The sequence below is a fragment of the Arthrobacter horti genome (assembly GCF_030731045.1).
GTDB lineage: Bacteria > Actinomycetota > Actinomycetes > Actinomycetales > Micrococcaceae > Arthrobacter_E > Arthrobacter_E nanjingensis.
The window spans coordinates 1-14,665 of record NZ_JAVALS010000015.1; the positions used below are offsets into that span (position 1 = coordinate 1).

General features: G+C 67.9%; 15 protein-coding genes, 2 pseudogenes and 1 riboswitch. Of the genes and pseudogenes, 5 read left to right on the plus strand and 12 right to left on the minus strand.

The window, feature by feature from the left end; all coding sequences use genetic code 11:
- Window positions 1–108: 108 nt before the first annotated feature.
- Window positions 109–327, minus strand: a pseudogene (locus Q9R02_RS14760) (NUDIX domain-containing protein); the annotation flags it as partial.
- Window positions 328–470: 143 nt separating this feature from the next.
- Between Q9R02_RS14760 and Q9R02_RS14765 the strand changes: the two are divergent.
- Both Q9R02_RS14765 and Q9R02_RS14770 read left to right on the plus strand, forming a co-directional pair.
- Entirely contained in the window at window positions 471–749 is a 279-nt protein-coding gene (locus Q9R02_RS14765; protein WP_305997471.1) for a hypothetical protein, read from the plus strand.
- 388 nt (window positions 750–1,137) lie between these two features.
- Complete coding sequence (locus Q9R02_RS14770) at window positions 1,138–1,608, plus strand: hypothetical protein (protein ID WP_305997472.1); 471 nt, start codon at window positions 1,138–1,140, stop codon at window positions 1,606–1,608.
- An 88-nt stretch (window positions 1,609–1,696) separates the two neighbouring features.
- Here the strand turns inward: Q9R02_RS14770 and Q9R02_RS14775 are convergent, their stop codons facing one another.
- From Q9R02_RS14775 to Q9R02_RS14785, 3 genes are all read right to left on the minus strand, one after another.
- Window positions 1,697–2,539 carry an SDR family NAD(P)-dependent oxidoreductase gene (locus tag Q9R02_RS14775; RefSeq protein ID WP_305997473.1) on the minus strand — a complete coding sequence of 281 codons (843 nt, stop codon included), beginning with the start codon at window positions 2,537–2,539 and terminating at the stop codon, window positions 1,697–1,699.
- A 146-nt stretch (window positions 2,540–2,685) separates the two neighbouring features.
- Complete coding sequence (locus Q9R02_RS14780) at window positions 2,686–3,384, minus strand: response regulator (RefSeq protein WP_305997474.1); 699 nt, start codon at window positions 3,382–3,384, stop codon at window positions 2,686–2,688.
- Window positions 3,381–4,985, minus strand: coding sequence for an ATP-binding protein (locus Q9R02_RS14785; RefSeq protein ID WP_305997475.1), 1,605 nt, complete (start codon window positions 4,983–4,985; stop codon window positions 3,381–3,383). The genes Q9R02_RS14780 and Q9R02_RS14785 overlap by 4 nt, the downstream gene beginning before the upstream one ends.
- 254 nt (window positions 4,986–5,239) lie before the next feature.
- Between Q9R02_RS14785 and Q9R02_RS14790 the strand changes: the two genes are divergently transcribed.
- The 3 genes from Q9R02_RS14790 (at window position 5,240) to Q9R02_RS14800 (ending at window position 8,161) form a co-directional block, all read left to right on the plus strand.
- Window positions 5,240–6,094 carry an ABC transporter ATP-binding protein gene (locus tag Q9R02_RS14790; protein WP_305997476.1) on the plus strand — a complete coding sequence of 285 codons (855 nt, stop codon included), beginning with the start codon at window positions 5,240–5,242 and terminating at the stop codon, window positions 6,092–6,094.
- The gene (locus tag Q9R02_RS14795; protein WP_305997477.1) at window positions 6,091–6,975 is read left to right on the plus strand and encodes an ABC transporter permease; all 885 of its coding nucleotides are present in this window, start codon (window positions 6,091–6,093) and stop codon (window positions 6,973–6,975) included. The genes Q9R02_RS14790 and Q9R02_RS14795 overlap by 4 nt, the downstream gene beginning before the upstream one ends.
- 76 nt (window positions 6,976–7,051) lie before the next feature.
- Window positions 7,052–8,161 carry an ABC transporter substrate-binding protein gene (locus Q9R02_RS14800; protein ID WP_305997478.1) on the plus strand — a complete coding sequence of 370 codons (1,110 nt, stop codon included), beginning with the start codon at window positions 7,052–7,054 and terminating at the stop codon, window positions 8,159–8,161.
- A gap of 209 nt (window positions 8,162–8,370) precedes the next feature.
- Here the strand turns inward: Q9R02_RS14800 and Q9R02_RS14805 are convergent, their stop codons facing one another.
- From Q9R02_RS14805 to Q9R02_RS14840, 8 genes and pseudogenes are all read right to left on the minus strand, one after another.
- A complete protein-coding gene (locus Q9R02_RS14805; RefSeq protein WP_305997479.1) occupies window positions 8,371–8,634 on the minus strand; it encodes a WXG100 family type VII secretion target in 264 nt (87 codons plus the stop codon).
- Window positions 8,635–8,897: 263 nt separating this feature from the next.
- Complete coding sequence (locus Q9R02_RS14810) at window positions 8,898–9,161, minus strand: hypothetical protein (RefSeq protein WP_305997480.1); 264 nt, start codon at window positions 9,159–9,161, stop codon at window positions 8,898–8,900.
- A gap of 185 nt (window positions 9,162–9,346) precedes the next feature.
- On the minus strand, window positions 9,347–9,610 hold the full coding sequence (locus tag Q9R02_RS14815) for a WXG100 family type VII secretion target (RefSeq protein WP_305997479.1): 264 nt from the start codon (window positions 9,608–9,610) through the stop codon (window positions 9,347–9,349).
- Between the two features lie 142 nt (window positions 9,611–9,752).
- The gene (locus Q9R02_RS14820; RefSeq protein WP_305997481.1) at window positions 9,753–10,343 is read right to left on the minus strand and encodes a hypothetical protein; all 591 of its coding nucleotides are present in this window, start codon (window positions 10,341–10,343) and stop codon (window positions 9,753–9,755) included.
- Between the two features lie 133 nt (window positions 10,344–10,476).
- The gene (locus Q9R02_RS14825) at window positions 10,477–11,679 is read right to left on the minus strand and encodes an O-succinylhomoserine sulfhydrylase (RefSeq protein WP_305997482.1); all 1,203 of its coding nucleotides are present in this window, start codon (window positions 11,677–11,679) and stop codon (window positions 10,477–10,479) included.
- A gap of 3 nt (window positions 11,680–11,682) precedes the next feature.
- Entirely contained in the window at window positions 11,683–12,099 is a 417-nt protein-coding gene (locus Q9R02_RS14830; RefSeq protein ID WP_305997483.1) for a rhodanese-like domain-containing protein, read from the minus strand.
- 68 nt (window positions 12,100–12,167) lie between these two features.
- A pseudogene (locus Q9R02_RS14835) lies at window positions 12,168–12,323 on the minus strand (DUF1737 domain-containing protein); the annotation flags it as partial.
- A gap of 245 nt (window positions 12,324–12,568) precedes the next feature.
- Window positions 12,569–12,675: riboswitch (SAM riboswitch) on the minus strand.
- 204 nt (window positions 12,676–12,879) lie between these two features.
- The gene (locus tag Q9R02_RS14840; protein ID WP_305997484.1) at window positions 12,880–14,412 is read right to left on the minus strand and encodes an FAD-dependent oxidoreductase; all 1,533 of its coding nucleotides are present in this window, start codon (window positions 14,410–14,412) and stop codon (window positions 12,880–12,882) included.
- Between the last annotated feature and the right edge of the window lie 253 nt (window positions 14,413–14,665).

The window sequence follows — 14,665 nt, forward strand, 5'->3', positions numbered from 1 at the left end:
CAGATCACCACGAACTGGAAACAAGCCCTCGCCCAACTCGCCCTGGCCTACCCCGACCGAATCCAGCCCTACCTCTAGAAACCCGGCAACGCCCCGCTTACACAAACAACTTGACAGGCTCGTGACTTCCTCGCCAACCTCCACCTGGCAGCGAAGCTCCTCAACAATTTCGCGCTCGAGGGCCGCCCGAGGGGTCTCGCCGGGTTCGATTTTCCCTCCGGGGAACTCCCACATTCCGCCCAGCGCCCCGCCAAGCCCGCGCTGTGCGCAGAGAACCTGACCGTCCCTGAGAATTACTGCTCCGACCACGTTGATCTGCTTCGCCACAACTACCTCGTTTCGTCCTTCCCAGTCTATGGGAGGGCTCCGACAAGGATTCGGCAGCGCACAAACGTCAATAAAGCTCGGGTGCGCTATTTAACGAGCGTCCATTCGCGATAGCGTCTAAACTTTCATCCGTAGGAGGCTCAATGACGACACCACCAGACCGCACCCCCAACGCCAAGCTCCCCTGGAACTGGCGCTGGCCGTGGATCCTCTGCCTCCTCGCCCTGGCCGTGTTCAACCTCTACGTCCAGAGCTTCGGTCACGGCGTCTGCATCGATTACGTCGACCGCCCCGGAACTTGCATCACGACCTTCGGCCTCGGCTCGCCCGGCAACGAGATCCTCTGGGCCGTCTCCGGCCTCCTGGCGATCGCCCTCCTGGCCGGCCTCGCCCGAGCCTGGCGCCTCCACGGCACCCGCTGACGCTGCGGTCGGCTCGCGCTGACGCTGCGGTCGGCTCGCGCTGACGCTGCGGTCGGCTCGCGCTGACGCACCCGCTAACGTCACGGACCACCACGCCATCTGCAAAACCCTTGCCCCTCCGTACCCCGCGGACTTAAAATTCGAGTGCACTGTGATCAGTCCATGCTGACCTCCTACAGCATGGCCCGGGAGGCTGGAATCCCCGCCCCAGTCCACCGCAGCCCTCACGGGCCCCGGTGAACTCACGGCAGGCGCACGCCTGCCAGCTACCACTCCCCAGCCCTGAACCGGTCTCCACGTCGCGGCACCGCCCGGTGCCGCGCGACGTCGTGCGTTCTGCAGAGGAAGCAGCGCCGAGGCAGGCCCGGGCACTCTCAGGAGGAACCTCATGTTCCGCACCCTCGGCGCGATCTGCGCCACTGCCCTGCTCGCCGTCGGCACCGCGACGGTGGCATCCGCCAACACGACCACCACCACGCACAGCAACACCATCAACGACGCCATCCCCGTCACCTGCGCCGGCCCCGGCGTCACCGCATTCTGGGGCACCGGCAACTCGATCCAGCACCTCACCGTCAACAACGCCGGTGATTCCTGGTTCACCACCACGGAGGAAGGCCAGGTCACTTTGGTCACCACCCTCAGCGACTGGTCCACGGCCACCTTCACCGGTCATGTCCAGGAATGGTTCGGCGCGGAAATGAACAACAAGAACTCCGTCACCCACGCGACGTTCAATTTCCAGGGAACCAGCGTCTCGGACCCCTCCATGACCCTCAGCATGCACGCGGCCTTCACCTTCACCACCAACGCCAATGGCGTCGTCACGGTGAACAACCAGACCGTCAGCTGCGGCTGAGCAGCGAAAACGCGGAAGGCGCCGCCCTCCCGAGCGGCGCCTTCCGTATGCCTGGACGACGACGGCGGCCACGCGCCGTCGTCGCGCATCACATCCCGAGGTTGAGCTCAGGGGTGACGCGGCCGCGGATCATCTCGGCGCGCGGCACCACGCCCTGGTCGATCGCCTCCGGCTGCGGGGTGACCCAGTACCGGCCCTCCGCCACCTGCTCGAACACGCGGCGCGCGTGCTCCTCCGGCGTGATGCCGGCGGTCTCGGAACGCTGCTGCAGCGCGTCGTTGAACGCCTGCGCCTCCGGCAGCGTGCCGCCGGCCTTCGCGGCGGTGAAGATGTCGCTCTTGACCGAGTCGGGCATGACCACGGACACCTGGATGGGGGCCTTCATCATCTGCAGTTCGTAGTGCAGCGACTCGGTCAGCGCCAGCGTGCCGAACTTGGTGACGCTGTACGGGGACATGAGCGGGCTGGGGAAGATGCCGCCGATCGAGGACGTCTGCAGGATCCAGCCCTGCGTGCCCTGCTCCAGCATCCGCGGCACGAACGCGCGCAGGCCGTTCACGTAACCCCCGATGTTGATCCGCAGCATTGCGTCCCACTTCTCCGCGGGGATCTCCCAGGACCAGCCCATCGCCATGATGCCGGCATTGTTGATCAGCATGTCCACCGCGCCGAAGCGGGCGTACGCGCGCTCCGCCAGCGCCTCCACGGAAGCCGCGTCGCTCACGTCGGTGACCACGGCCTCCACCTCGGCCCCACCCTGCCGCAGCTCCTCCGCGAAGCCGTTCAGCCGCTCTTCGGCGATATCCGCGAGCACCAGCCTCATGCCCAGCGACGCCGCCTGGCGCGCGTACCCGGAACCGATGCCGGCCGACGCGCCGGTGATGACAGCAACCTTCCCGGCGAACAGTTCGCTGGGGGCCGACTCAGTCATGGGATGTCCTTTCAGAGGTGTCGCGGCGTGTCCGCGGCTGCATCCAGTAAAGCACTCGAAACAGCAGATTTATTCCATAGTGTGCCATGATGGCATGCCGTGCCGGATCGAGTGGTCACATGCTCGCAGTCGCGCCGCGACTGCGATCAACTGACGGTTCGCGGGGAGGAGGGAGGGGCGGGGGAGTAGGTGTTCACCGGCCGGCCCGTCGCGCCGTACTCCAGCACCAGCTGCACCCGGCCCTTGCGCTCCAGCTCGCTCAGGTAGCGCTGCGCCGTGGGCCGGGAGATGCCGATCAGATCGGACACGTCCTGCGCCCCGAGCGGCGCCTCCGCCGCCTGCACCGCGTCCAGCACCTTCTGCATGGTCGGCGGCAGCGAGCCGCGCCGGACACTCCCCGCCGCGGGCAGCGCCGCATGCCGGGACGCGAACAGCGCATCCACGTCCTGCTGCCCGGAGATGTCCCGCTCCACGTTCTGCCGCCACGTCCGGTACGCCTCCAGCTGCTCGGTCAGCTGCCGCGCCCCGAACGGTTTGACCAGGTAATACACCGCCCCGCCCCGCATCGCCTCCCGCACCGTCGCGGCGTCCCGCGCGGCCGTGATGACCACGGCGTCCACGTCCACGCCCTCATCCCGCAAGGATCGCAGCAGGGACAGCCCGTCCTCGTCCGGCAGGTACACGTCCAGCAGCAGGAGCTGCGGTTTCAAGGCGGCCACGAGCTCCCGCGCCTCCGCCGCCGAATGCGCCTCGCCGACGCACTCATAGCCGGGCACGCGCCCCACATGTGCCGCGTGCAGCCGCGCCACCCGGTAGTCGTCGTCGACCACCAGCGTCCGGATCATCCCTCGTCCTCCTCCGCCGCCGAACCCGGCAGCCATACTTCAAAGCGTCCACCCGGCCCGGGGAACACGTCCAGCGTGCCACCTGCGCGCCGCACGATCCGCGCCACGAGCGCCAGCCCGATCCCGCGCCGCATCCCCGGCCGCGCCTCCTTGGTGCTGAACCCGTCCCGGAACACCTCGCCCACCAGCTCGGCCGGCACCCCCGGCCCAGTGTCCGTCACGGCTGCGAACACCCCGTCCGAATCGTCCAGCTGCAGCGTCACCGCCCGCTCGCCGTCGTGCCCGACGACGGCGTCGATCGCATTGTCCAGTAGGTTGCCGATCAGGGTGAGCAGCTCCGCCGTGGGCACCTGCGGCTGCCTGAGCTGGGAATCCTCCGTGACGGTGAGCGTCACGTCCTGTTCCGCGGCGATCGTCACCTTCGCCAGGATCAGCGCCGCCAGCTCCGGCGGCTCCACCCGGGAGCGCAGGCCCTCGCCCAGGGAGCGGGAGGTGTCCGAAATGCTGGAGACGAAGCGCCGCGCCTGCTCCACCTCGCCCTCGTCCAGCAGCCCCGTCACCACGTGCAACCGGTTCGCGTACTCGTGTTCCTGCGCCCGGAGCGCCTCGATCAAGCCCTCCGTGGCCCGCAGATCCCGCACCAGCACCTCCACCTCGGTCCGGTCCCGCAGCGTCACCACGGCCCCGATGCTCCGCCCCGCCACACTGACCGGGCGCCGGTTCGCCACCAGCAGTGCGTCGTCCGTGATGACCACCTGGTCATCGCCCACATCGTCCCCGCTCAGAACGTCCAACAGCCGGCCCTCCGGCAGCAGCTCCCGGATCGGGCGGCCCAGCACCGCGGCGTCCAGACCCAGCAGCCTCCGCCCCTCCGAGTTGATCACGGTGACGCGGCCGTCGTCGTCGAGCCCCACCATCGCCTCACGGATGCCGTGCAGCAGCGCCTCCCGCTCCTGCAGCAGGGACGCGATCTCCGGCGGTTCCAGGCCGAATGTGGCGCGCTTGATGCCCCGCGCCAGCAGCAGCGACCCGGCGGCGCCGATCAGCAGGACCAGCGCCGAATAGGCTGCCACCAGGCTCACATCGGCCCAGTCGGCCGTGTCCACCGAGGCCTCCAGGATGCCCACGGACACCTGCCCGATCAGCTTTCCCGACGCGTCGAACAGCGGCGCCTTGGCGTTCGCGGACGGCCCCAGGCTGCCCGGGTCCGTCCCCACGTGCGGCTGCCCGTCCAGCACTGCGATCGGCTCCTCCAGCGTCTTCCCGATCAGCAGCGGGTTCGGGTGGGAGAAGCGCACGCCGTTCAGATCGGTCACGACGACGTAGTCCGGGTGCGCCTGCCTGCGCACCTGCTCGGCGAGCGTCTGGATCCTCGCGCGCGGGTCGTGCGTCTGAAGGTCCGCGGCGATCTCCGGCATCTGGGCGAAGGTCGTGGCGATGCCGAGCGCGCGGTCCCGGTACTGGTCATCCAGGTTCTGGCGCAGGATCCGGCTGGTCACGAAACCTCCCAGCGTCACCGTGAGCAGCAGGATGCACAGCGTCCACACCAGGATCTGCGAGGCGAGAGGCCGTGCCCGCCACCACGTCCGGGCCGGATTCACTTACGTCCTCCTCGAATGATCAAAAGGCTCAAAACATGAATGAAAGCTGATAACCCTCGCAAGCCGCGCAACTCTGGCTGGCCTGCCGGGGTCATTTCTATGGTTGGTGCAATCGCTGTGATGCAGCTCACGGAACACGGGGAAAGGATCCCGCAGTCCGGGGGCTCAGGCAAATCAAGCCGGGACGGCGAACACGGTTTTCAGGCAGGGACGGACGCGGAAGTCCCCCGCCACGACAAGAGAGGTCTTCCACGATGGCAGACGATTCACAGCGGCCCAGTGCACTCCGGGAGGGGGCGGAGGACGCGGCACGCATTCAGATCACCGGGCTGACCAAGCGGTACCTGACCCCCAAGGGCGAGGTGTTCACCGCCATCAAGGACGTGGCTCTGGCCATCGAGCCCGGCCAGTTCTGCTCGATCGTGGGCCCCACCGGTTGCGGCAAATCGACGACCCTGGCGCAGGTCTCCGGTCTGGAGAAGCCCAGCGAAGGCTCCGTGAGCGTCGGCAATCACGTGGTGGACGGCATCACCAACGGTGTCAGCTACATGTTCCAGGCGGACGCCCTGTTCCCCTGGAAGACCGTGCTCAACAACGTCATGATGGGCCCCGTCCTCCTGGGGACCCCCAAGCGCGAGGCCACGGACCTGGCCCGTGACTGGCTGCGCCGTGTGGGCCTGGCCGGCTTCGAGGACCGCTACCCGCACCAGCTCTCCGGCGGTATGCGCAAGCGCGTAGCCATGGCCGCGGCTCTCATCAACAACCCCCGGATCCTCCTCATGGACGAGCCTTTCGGCGCACTCGACGTGCAGACCAAGGCCATCATGCAGAACGAACTCCTGCAGCTCTGGGAGGAACTCCGCCCCTCCGTCCTCTTCATCACCCACGACCTGGACGAAGCCGTGGCGCTCTCCGACCGGGTGGTGGTCATGACCTCCAGCCCTGGATCAGTCAAGGACGTCTTCGACATCGACCTTCCCCGCCCGCGCGGCAACGTTCAGCACATCCGTCACGAAGACCGCTTCCTGGAACTGCAGGAGCAGATCTGGGAGTCGCTCAAGGATGAAGTGACCCGGGCCTACGCCAAGACGGCAGGTGCAGCAGCATGACCACCGCGGCAACCAACCATGTAGGAACGCACGTGTACCCCAAACAGAACCCCGTAGATCTCCAGGCCGCGGCACGCAGAGGCGCGCAGCGGAGACGGCTCTGGATCTGGGCGGGCCGCATCGGTGTGGCGGTCATCGTCTTCGGAGGATGGCAGCTGTTCACGGAACTCGGCTGGGTGGACAAGTTCTTCTTCGGCCAGCCCACCCAGATCTGGGAAGCCCTGGTGAAGCTCTTCACCGAGGGGACCTCCTTCGGCAGTATCTGGGAGAACATCTGGATCACCATGCAGGAAGCGCTGTACGGCTTCGTGGCGGGAACGCTCGCCGGCGGCCTCCTCGGCATCCTCCTGGGGTCCAACAAGTACCTCTCCGCCGTGATGGGTCCGTACATCCGGATCGTGAACTCGATCCCCCGCATCGTCCTCGGCTCCATCTTCATGGTCGCTTTTGGCCTGGGCATGTTCCCCAAGGCCCTCCTGGCCGCGGTCCTCGTGTTCTTTGTGGTCTTCTTCAACGCCTTCCAGGGCGTCCGGGAAGTCGACCAGAACCTGGTGGCCAACGTCCGCGTCCTCGGCGCCTCGCCTCTTCAGGTGGCCATGAACGTGACCATTCCGTCCGCCATGACCTGGATCATCGCCAGCTTCCACACGGCCCTCGGCTTCGCCATCATCGGCGCCCTGGTGGCGGAGGTGCTGGGTGCCCAGCAAGGCCTGGGCCTCATCATCAGCCAGGCACAAGGCAGCTTCGACCCGGACACGGTCTTCGCCTGCATGGTGATCATCTCCGTCATCACGCTCGCCGCCGAGTACCTCATCGGTCTTCTGGAGAAGTCCCTGCTCAAGTGGCGTCCACCGAACCGTTCCGAGGCCGCCTCCATCTGAGCCACAGGCTCATCGAAGTCTTCACCCACCAGTCAACACACCCCTTGGGGATCAAAGAATAAGGATGCGTAAAACAATGAAGAAGCGCACTATCCTCGCCACTCTCGCCGCTGGAGCCGTGGCGCTCAGCATGACGGCCTGTGGCAGCAGCACCTCGGCCGGCAACGGCGGTGGCGCCGCAAGTGGCGGGGCCACCGGCTCCGGCCAGATGCAGACGGTCAAGATGATGGTCGGCGGCATCGACAAGCAGATCTACCTGCCGTACAAGCTGGCGGAGCAGCTCGGCCTGTACAAGAAGTACGGGATCGACATGCAGCTCTCCACGGAGCAGGACGGCGGCGTGGGCGCTGAAGACGCCATGGCCTCGGGCCAGGTGGACATGGCGGGCGCCTGGTACCTCCACACCTTCGACTTCCAGTCCAAGGGCAAGGACGTCATCGACGTCGTGCAGCTTTCCGGCGCACCGGGTGAACGCATCATGTGCAGCCCCAATGCCAATGTCCACTCCGGTGCCGACATCAAGGGCAAGAAGATGGGCGTCACGGACCTCGGATCCGGCACGGACACCCTGACCCAGTTCGTCGCGGCCAAGGCCGGTGTCAAGAAGTCCGACTACGCCACCGTGAAGGCCGGCGCCGGCGCCACCGCCATCGCGGCCATCAAGAACGGCCTGGCCGACTGCGTCATGACCACCCAGCCCACCGTGACCGCCATGGAGAGCAAGGGAGTAGCCCAGTCCGCCATCGACCTCGCCACCACGGACGGTGCCACCGCGGCCGTGGGCGGCAACTGGCCCGCAGCGAGCGTCCTGGCCCAGTCCAGCTGGGTGAAGGACCACGAGAGCGCTGTCCAGGGCGTGGTCAACGCCCTGGTGGAGACCATGCAGTGGATCAAGACGCACTCCGCCCAGGAGATCGCGGACAAGCTCCCGGCCGACTACACGGCGAACAAGAACATCACCAAGGACGACTACGTCAAGGCCCTCACCCAGGACAAGGGCCAGTTCCTGCCGGACGGCATCATGCCCGCGGGCGGCCCCAAGACCATCGCCGCCATGGAGACGCAGATCGGCATGGACATCTCCAAGGTGACGGTGGGCAACACCTTCACCAACAAGTACGCCCTCAAGGCCCTCGACACCCTGGGCCTGAAGCCGACCACCACGCCTGCCGGCGCGGACGGCTAGGGTCCCGTTCCGCCCGTCTCTTCCCGCGAGACGCCACTTGATCGCAGTCGCATCGAGGTGCACTGCGATTAAGTGCGCCGCCAGCCCACCCCCGCCTCGCAAGCTCGGCCGGGGACCCCTGGGCCTGTCGGCTTACGCGGGTTTTAAGTGCCGACGACGGCGGGCTCCCCGGGTGGGGTGCCCGCCGTCGCGGTGTGAGCCGGGTGGCCTTACTTGGAGGCGGTCTCCTGCTCGGTGGCGTTCTTCGCGGCGCTCTTGCCGGCGGTGCGCAGGGCCTCGGCGACCTTGTTCAGGGCCGGGACGTGCTGGGACTGCCATTCGTTCTTGAACTTATCGGCGTCCGGGCCCATCCACTGGGTACCGTTCAGGGCGCTGGTGAGCTGAGTGCGCTGGTCATCGATGGTCTGTCCGCCGTTGTCGAGCTTCTTGCCGAGAGCCCGCAGCTGCTGGACGTCTGCACCCCAAATACCCATGGTCATACTCCTTAGTTGTTGTGATGGATCCGAACTGTGCCGGGGTCCCAAATCAGTGGTTTCCGTAGCGGGCTCCCGGCTCACCTCCCTGAGAAGGCGGTTCGTTTCCGTGAACCTCTGGAACAAAACTATCCAATGAATGGAGGATCGTCGATGGGGAGAGGTCCCCATTCGCTCCCCATGGGCCCGGTTCCCCGTGATTTCAGGGTTTTTCCCGGTGGAAAGTTTCTGTCACGGACTCTTCGCGTTCGCGGGGGAGTGGGTCAGCGAGAGGCGATCTCCTGCTCGTTGGCGTTCTGCGCCGCGCGCGTGCCGGCCTCGCTCAGCGCGTGAGCGGCGTTGACCAAGGCCGGGAAGTGGACCGAGTCCCACTCGTTGCGGAACGAATCCGCGTCCGGTCCCATCCACTGCGTGCCGTTCAGCGTGGCTGCCAGCTGGGTCCGCTGGTCGTTCAGTACGTCCGCCCCGTGCTGCAGCTTCTTGCCCAGCGTGCGGAGCTGATTCACATCTGCGCCCCAGATTCCCATGATTCTCCTTATGTCCGCGGCCCATCGCCGTCCCGGTGTCCGGGGACACCGTATTCCGAGCGGACCCCGCCCGTCGATGGGCAGCGCTCCCCATGACGGTTCTCCCCGCGTTATGGGTTTTAAGTGCCGACGACGGCGGGCTCCCCGGGTGGGGTGCCCGCCGTCGCGGTGTGAGCCGGGTGGCCTTACTTGGAGGCGGTCTCCTGCTCGGTGGCGTTCTTCGCGGCGCTCTTGCCGGCGGTGCGCAGGGCCTCGGCGACCTTGTTCAGGGCCGGGACGTGCTGGGACTGCCATTCGTTCTTGAACTTATCGGCGTCCGGGCCCATCCACTGGGTACCGTTCAGGGCGCTGGTGAGCTGAGTGCGCTGGTCATCGATGGTCTGTCCGCCGTTGTCGAGCTTCTTGCCGAGAGCCCGCAGCTGCTGGACGTCTGCACCCCAAATACCCATGGTCATACTCCTTTGAGTGGTGAATCCGGCGTTCCCGGCTTCTCTTGACTCAAAACTATCCGCCCCGCTGAAGAATCGTCGATGGGGAGCGGTCCCCATGGAGCCCTGCCCGTGCCTGGACCGGTTTTAGCCCGGTCGTGCTTCAATGCCGCCGACTGCGGTACTCACTGACCCGGACCCGCCGTTGCGTGACCGTGCCGCCCACCAGGCCCAGCCCCGTCAACCGTCCTCTCAGGGCGGACGGGACCGCGTCCACGAACGGGGCGATCGTATTGTGCCGATACAAATCCCCGATCGTCCAGCTGAATTGCTCCCTGGCCAGCTCCGTACGGATCCTGGCCGGCGCGCCGTCGTGCGCGATCAGCACTCGTGTCACCGCGGACAGTGGCCGGACCACGGGCGGTCTGTCGCCATCCGTGATGGTCAGTTCCTGAGGGCCGAAACGGAGGGTGACCAGCCGTGCGGCGCCCAGCAGACGAAGGTAGTACTGCACGAACGCGACCGTCGCGAAGACCAGGGTCGCGAGCCCCAGCGCCACCTGCGTGCCCGAGCCCGCACTCGCGGACAGGCCCGCGGCCAGGATGCCGGCCGCCACGGCCGTGAGCCAGACCACCGGCCGCAAGGCGTCCCTGCGTTCCGCAGCCCTGACCGTCAGGACGAAGTCCTCGCCATCTTGGACCCAATGGGCCGGCTCGTCCGTATTCAGCTGCTGCGCGGTTCCCCCGAATGACACCGCACCAGCGTATCCGCCGCGCCGGAGCGGCCTGTACGCGCGCGGTGGCCCGCACCCGCAACCCGGCCCCCGACACACCTGCGGCCCGGTGACGGTGAGTCACCGGGCCGCGCAGGTCCTGCGGACGGAAAGGTCAGGCCAGCGCGCCCTTGAAGTCGCGGATCAGGTCGTCCACATCCTCCAGGCCCACGCTCAGCCGCACCACGCCGTCGCCCAGCCCGATCGCGGCCCGGCCTTCGGCACCCATGGCGCGGTGCGTCGTCGTCGCCGGATGCGTGATGAGGCTCTTGGAATCGCCCAGGTTGTTGGAGATGTCCACGATCTTCAGCCCGTTCAGCACTTTGAACGCGGCATCCTTGGCGGTGCCGCCCGGCAGCGCCGCGAGCTCGAACGTCAGCACGGTGCCGCCGGCGCTCATCTGCCGCTTCGCCAGCTGGTACTGCGGGTGCGAGGGCAGGAGCGGGTACTTCACCCACGTCACCTCGGGCTGCTGCTCCAGCCATTCGGCCAGCTTCAGCGCGGACGCAGACGAGTGCCGCACGCGCATGTCCAGCGTCTCCAGGCCCTTGGTCAGCACCCAGGCGTTGAAGCTGGAGAGGGACGGGCCCGTGTGGCGCATGAGGTTCTTGACGGGACCGTCGATGAACTCCTTGGTGCCCAGGATCGCGCCACCCATGACGCGCCCCTGGCCGTCGATGTGCTTGGTGCCGGAGTAGACCACGACGTCGGCGCCCAGGTCCGTGCAGCGCTGCAGCATGGGGGTGGCGAAGACGTTGTCCGCCACCACGGTGGCGCCCGCGGCGTGCGCGAGTTCGCTGACCGCGGCGATGTCCACGATCTCCTGCATCGGGTTGGACGGCGACTCGAAGAACACGGCCTGCGTCGGCACGGACAGCGCCTCGCGCCACTGGTCCAGGTCGGGGCCGTCCACGAACACCGTCTCCACACCCCAGCGGGGCAGGATCTCGTTGAGGATCACGAAGCAGGAACCGAAGAGCGAGCGGGCCGCGACCACGCGGTCCCCGGCGGCCAGCAGTGCACCCAGCGCGGTGAACACGGCGGACATGCCGGAGGCCGTGGCGAAGCATGCCTCGGTGCCCTCCAGCAGGCGCAGGCGCTCCTGGAACGTGGCCACTGTCGGGTTGCCGTAGCGGGAGTAGACGAAGCGCTCGTCCTCACCCGTGAAGGCGCGTTCGGCGGCCTCGGCGGAGTCGTACACGAAGCCGGAGTTCAGGAACAGGGCCTCGGAGGTCTCGAAGAAGTTGGTCCGGTCCAGTCCGCCGCGCACCGCCTGGGTGGCGGGGGACCAGTTCTCGGTCTCGGGGTTGAACGCCACGCCTCAGCCGCCGATCGTCGTCGGGAGGCCGGAGTTCTTCCAGCCGTTCACCGTGCGCTCACCGAAGCGGTCCGGAACGCCCTCGAAGCCCTCCAGCACGTTGTACGACGCCCAGCCGGCCGCCGTCGCCGCTTCCGCGGCCGCGATGGAGCGCTGCCCGGAGCGGCACAGGAACACGAGTTCCTTGTCCTTCGGGGCCTGCGCCTCGAGCTCGCCCAGGAACGCCTGGTTCGGCACGCCGCCGGCCAGATTCCACTGGATGAACAGGGGCTCGCCCTCGGGGGACTTCGGGCGGCCGATGTGCGCCCACTCGGCCTCCGTGCGGACATCCACCAGCACGGCCGTGCCGTCCTTGATCTTGTCCCAGGCTTCCTGAGGGGTCAGATCGCCGGCGTAACCGCTCACCGCCTGATCGCTCACAGAGCACCGCCGTACGGGGCGAAACCGGCAGCCGGGGGGGCGTACGGATCGGCATATGGCGCCGGCGGGGCGTAGGGGAGGACCACGGCCTGGGCCGCGATCACGGTCTCCCCGTTGAACGTCACGGACGGGCTGCCGTACAGGATGTACCCGTCGGCCAGGGCGGCGGAGATCCGCTCACAGAATTCGCGGGTGTCCGGGCCGGTCAGAAGGCGGTAGGGCAGGCGGACGGCCGGCTTCTCCTCGACGACGACGGCGGCCTCCGCCGCTTCCTGGGCTGCGGCTTCGGCAGCCGCTTCGGCAGCCGCGGCCTTCGCGGCCGCGCTGCGCGCCGTCGTGCTCTTGGCGGCGGTGGTCTTCGCCGCCGTGCTCTTGGCTGCCGCGCCGCGGGCGGTGCGGGTCCGCGGGGCGGCCTTGGCGGGCGTCGTGCCGGCCTCGGTGGTGGATTCGGATGCAGGCATGGGAGGCTCCTTCGCGCTTGCAGTTGACACATGCCGAGTAGTCACCTGAGGCACCCCGCCGCGTCAGGAGGGTTGCCGACCGGCCAGTCAGGGCTTGTCACCGGTGCTCGTTACTCATTCAGAAATCTAGCACCAGGCCGCGGGGAGAAGTATGACGGGTGCCTTCATCTTCTGTCATGAACCGGAGCGGACCGGATCGTTCCCCTCTCACCCACGGATATGTGCTTGACCCACCGAAATGTGAGTGGGTCAACCGCATATCCGTGGGTGAAACCGGTGGGGGTTTCGGCCCGGGGCGGCCCGGTGACGGCGCCTGGGTTCACCCCTCCGGTTCGTGTGGTCCGGTGCCGGAGGACAGCGATTCCACTTCCAGGTCCCGCGTGGCCGGTCCCTGCAGGACCTGGCCTCCCGGGCCGAACCGGGACCCGTGCAACAGGCAGTCCCAGCTGAGCTCCGCGTCGTTCCAGCGGACGATCCCGCCCCGGTGCGTGCACACGGCCGACAGCCGGCACGTCAGCCCGTCCACCGTGGACACCGCCTCCGGAACAGCTCCCTGACGGGCCACCAGACCGTGGCCTTCCCGGGGAACCACGTGCCGGGCGTCCTCCGGGGCCGTCATCCGGGACGTCACCCAGTCTTTCGCCCAGGACGCCAGCACCGAGGTGTTCAGGGCGAATGCCGAGCGGAGCCCCGGCGAGGTGGTCGGGCGGCTCCGCAGCTCCTCGGCCCACTCTGGAGTGCCACTCACGATCTCCGCGTTGAGGGCGAGCCCCGCCGCCACGCCGTTGCTCATGCCCCACTTGTTGAAGCCGGTGGCCACGAAGATCCGGCCGCCGCCCAGGAGCATCGGGCCGATGTAGGGGAGCCGGTCCGCGGACCGGTAGTCCTGTCCGGACCAGGTGTGGGTGACCTCGGCGCCGGGGAAGTGGTGGAGGCCCCAGTCGAGCAGTCCGTCCAGCCGTTCCCGCGGCGACGGTTCCTGGCCCGCGAGGTGACCGTTGCCGCCCACCAGGAGCAGCTCGGCGTCGTCGGTGGGAACGCTGCGCAGCGAGCGACCAGGCGATTCGGCCGAGAGGTACATGCCCTGCGGCACCGGCGCCGTGGTGGGGAGCCGGAGCGCCGCGGCGTACGACTGGGAGGAGATCAGCCGGCCGTAGTACCCGCCCCGGTCCAGGAACGGGATCCCGGTGGCGAGGACCGCGTGGTCCGCGCGCAGGCGCCCCGCGCTCGTCTGCAGGGTCAGCGGATGGCTTTCCGCGATGCCGTGAACGCGCACCCCTTCCAGCAGCGTCCCGCCGTGGGCCAGGAAGTCCCGGGTCATGGCCTCCAGGACGTCCAGGGGGTCGAACTGGGCCTGGTCGTCGAGGCGGATCGCGGCCCGGACCGGGAACGGCAGCTCGGTGGCCATCGCCTCCACCACGCTCAGATCGGCGTCCTGGGCCGCGCGCAGCTCCGCTTCCACTTCTCGGGTGCCGCGGTCCGTGACGGAGAAGACGTACGCGTCCCGCCGCTGGAAGGGCACCCGGTTCTGTTCCAGGAAGTCCAGAAGCCAGGTCTGCCCCTCCCGGTTGGCCTGCACATAGGCGTCCACCAGGCTCAGGGGGTGGCGGGTGCGGAGCCCGGAGAGCACGGTGCCCTGCAGGAGGCTGAGTTTGGCGGTGGTGTTGCCAGTGGTTCCGGCGCCGACGGTGCGGGCTTCCACCACCGCGACGCGCTGCCCGGACCTTGCCAGCAGCAGGGCCGTGGACAGCCCGGTGATGCCGGCGCCCACCACCACGGTGTCGAATTCGGAGCCCGGGATGAATAGAGTGGCCCCGCTGATGGGAGCCCGGTCCAGCCAGAGTGACGTCATGGGCGCTTCCCTCCCTCTCAGGATGGAACCACCGTCACCGGGTGTTCGCGCCGTGATCCCGACGACGGCGGCGGGGCAAAGGCCTCACTCTCCACGCTAGGCCGATGCGCGGGAAAGGAACAGCCCTTGCCGTTGCTGCCGGACAGGTATGAGACCGGGTCCCGTCCGCTGAAACAGTGGTCCCCAGCGGCTCCCAGACCTCGCTTCGCTCGGCCCGGGACCCTCGCCGCTGTGGGCCCCTTCCGCTGAAACA

What these genes read in the sequence shown, in the direction of transcription:
- Q9R02_RS14765 (WP_305997471.1), top strand. Translation starts at nt 471, where the DNA reads ATGACGACACCACCAGACCGCACCCCCAACGCCAAGCTCCCCTGGAAC.
- Q9R02_RS14770 (WP_305997472.1), top strand. Translation starts at nt 1,138, where the DNA reads ATGTTCCGCACCCTCGGCGCGATCTGCGCCACTGCCCTGCTCGCCGTC.
- Q9R02_RS14775 (WP_305997473.1), bottom strand. Translation starts at nt 2,539, where the DNA reads ATGACTGAGTCGGCCCCCAGCGAACTGTTCGCCGGGAAGGTTGCTGTC.
- Q9R02_RS14780 (WP_305997474.1), bottom strand. Translation starts at nt 3,384, where the DNA reads ATGATCCGGACGCTGGTGGTCGACGACGACTACCGGGTGGCGCGGCTG.
- Q9R02_RS14790 (WP_305997476.1), top strand. Translation starts at nt 5,240, where the DNA reads ATGGCAGACGATTCACAGCGGCCCAGTGCACTCCGGGAGGGGGCGGAG.
- Q9R02_RS14795 (WP_305997477.1), top strand. Translation starts at nt 6,091, where the DNA reads ATGACCACCGCGGCAACCAACCATGTAGGAACGCACGTGTACCCCAAA.
- Q9R02_RS14800 (WP_305997478.1), top strand. Translation starts at nt 7,052, where the DNA reads ATGAAGAAGCGCACTATCCTCGCCACTCTCGCCGCTGGAGCCGTGGCG.
- Q9R02_RS14805 (WP_305997479.1), bottom strand. Translation starts at nt 8,634, where the DNA reads ATGGGTATTTGGGGTGCAGACGTCCAGCAGCTGCGGGCTCTCGGCAAG.
- Q9R02_RS14810 (WP_305997480.1), bottom strand. Translation starts at nt 9,161, where the DNA reads ATGGGAATCTGGGGCGCAGATGTGAATCAGCTCCGCACGCTGGGCAAG.
- Q9R02_RS14815 (WP_305997479.1), bottom strand. Translation starts at nt 9,610, where the DNA reads ATGGGTATTTGGGGTGCAGACGTCCAGCAGCTGCGGGCTCTCGGCAAG.
- Q9R02_RS14840 (WP_305997484.1), bottom strand. Translation starts at nt 14,412, where the DNA reads ATGACGTCACTCTGGCTGGACCGGGCTCCCATCAGCGGGGCCACTCTA.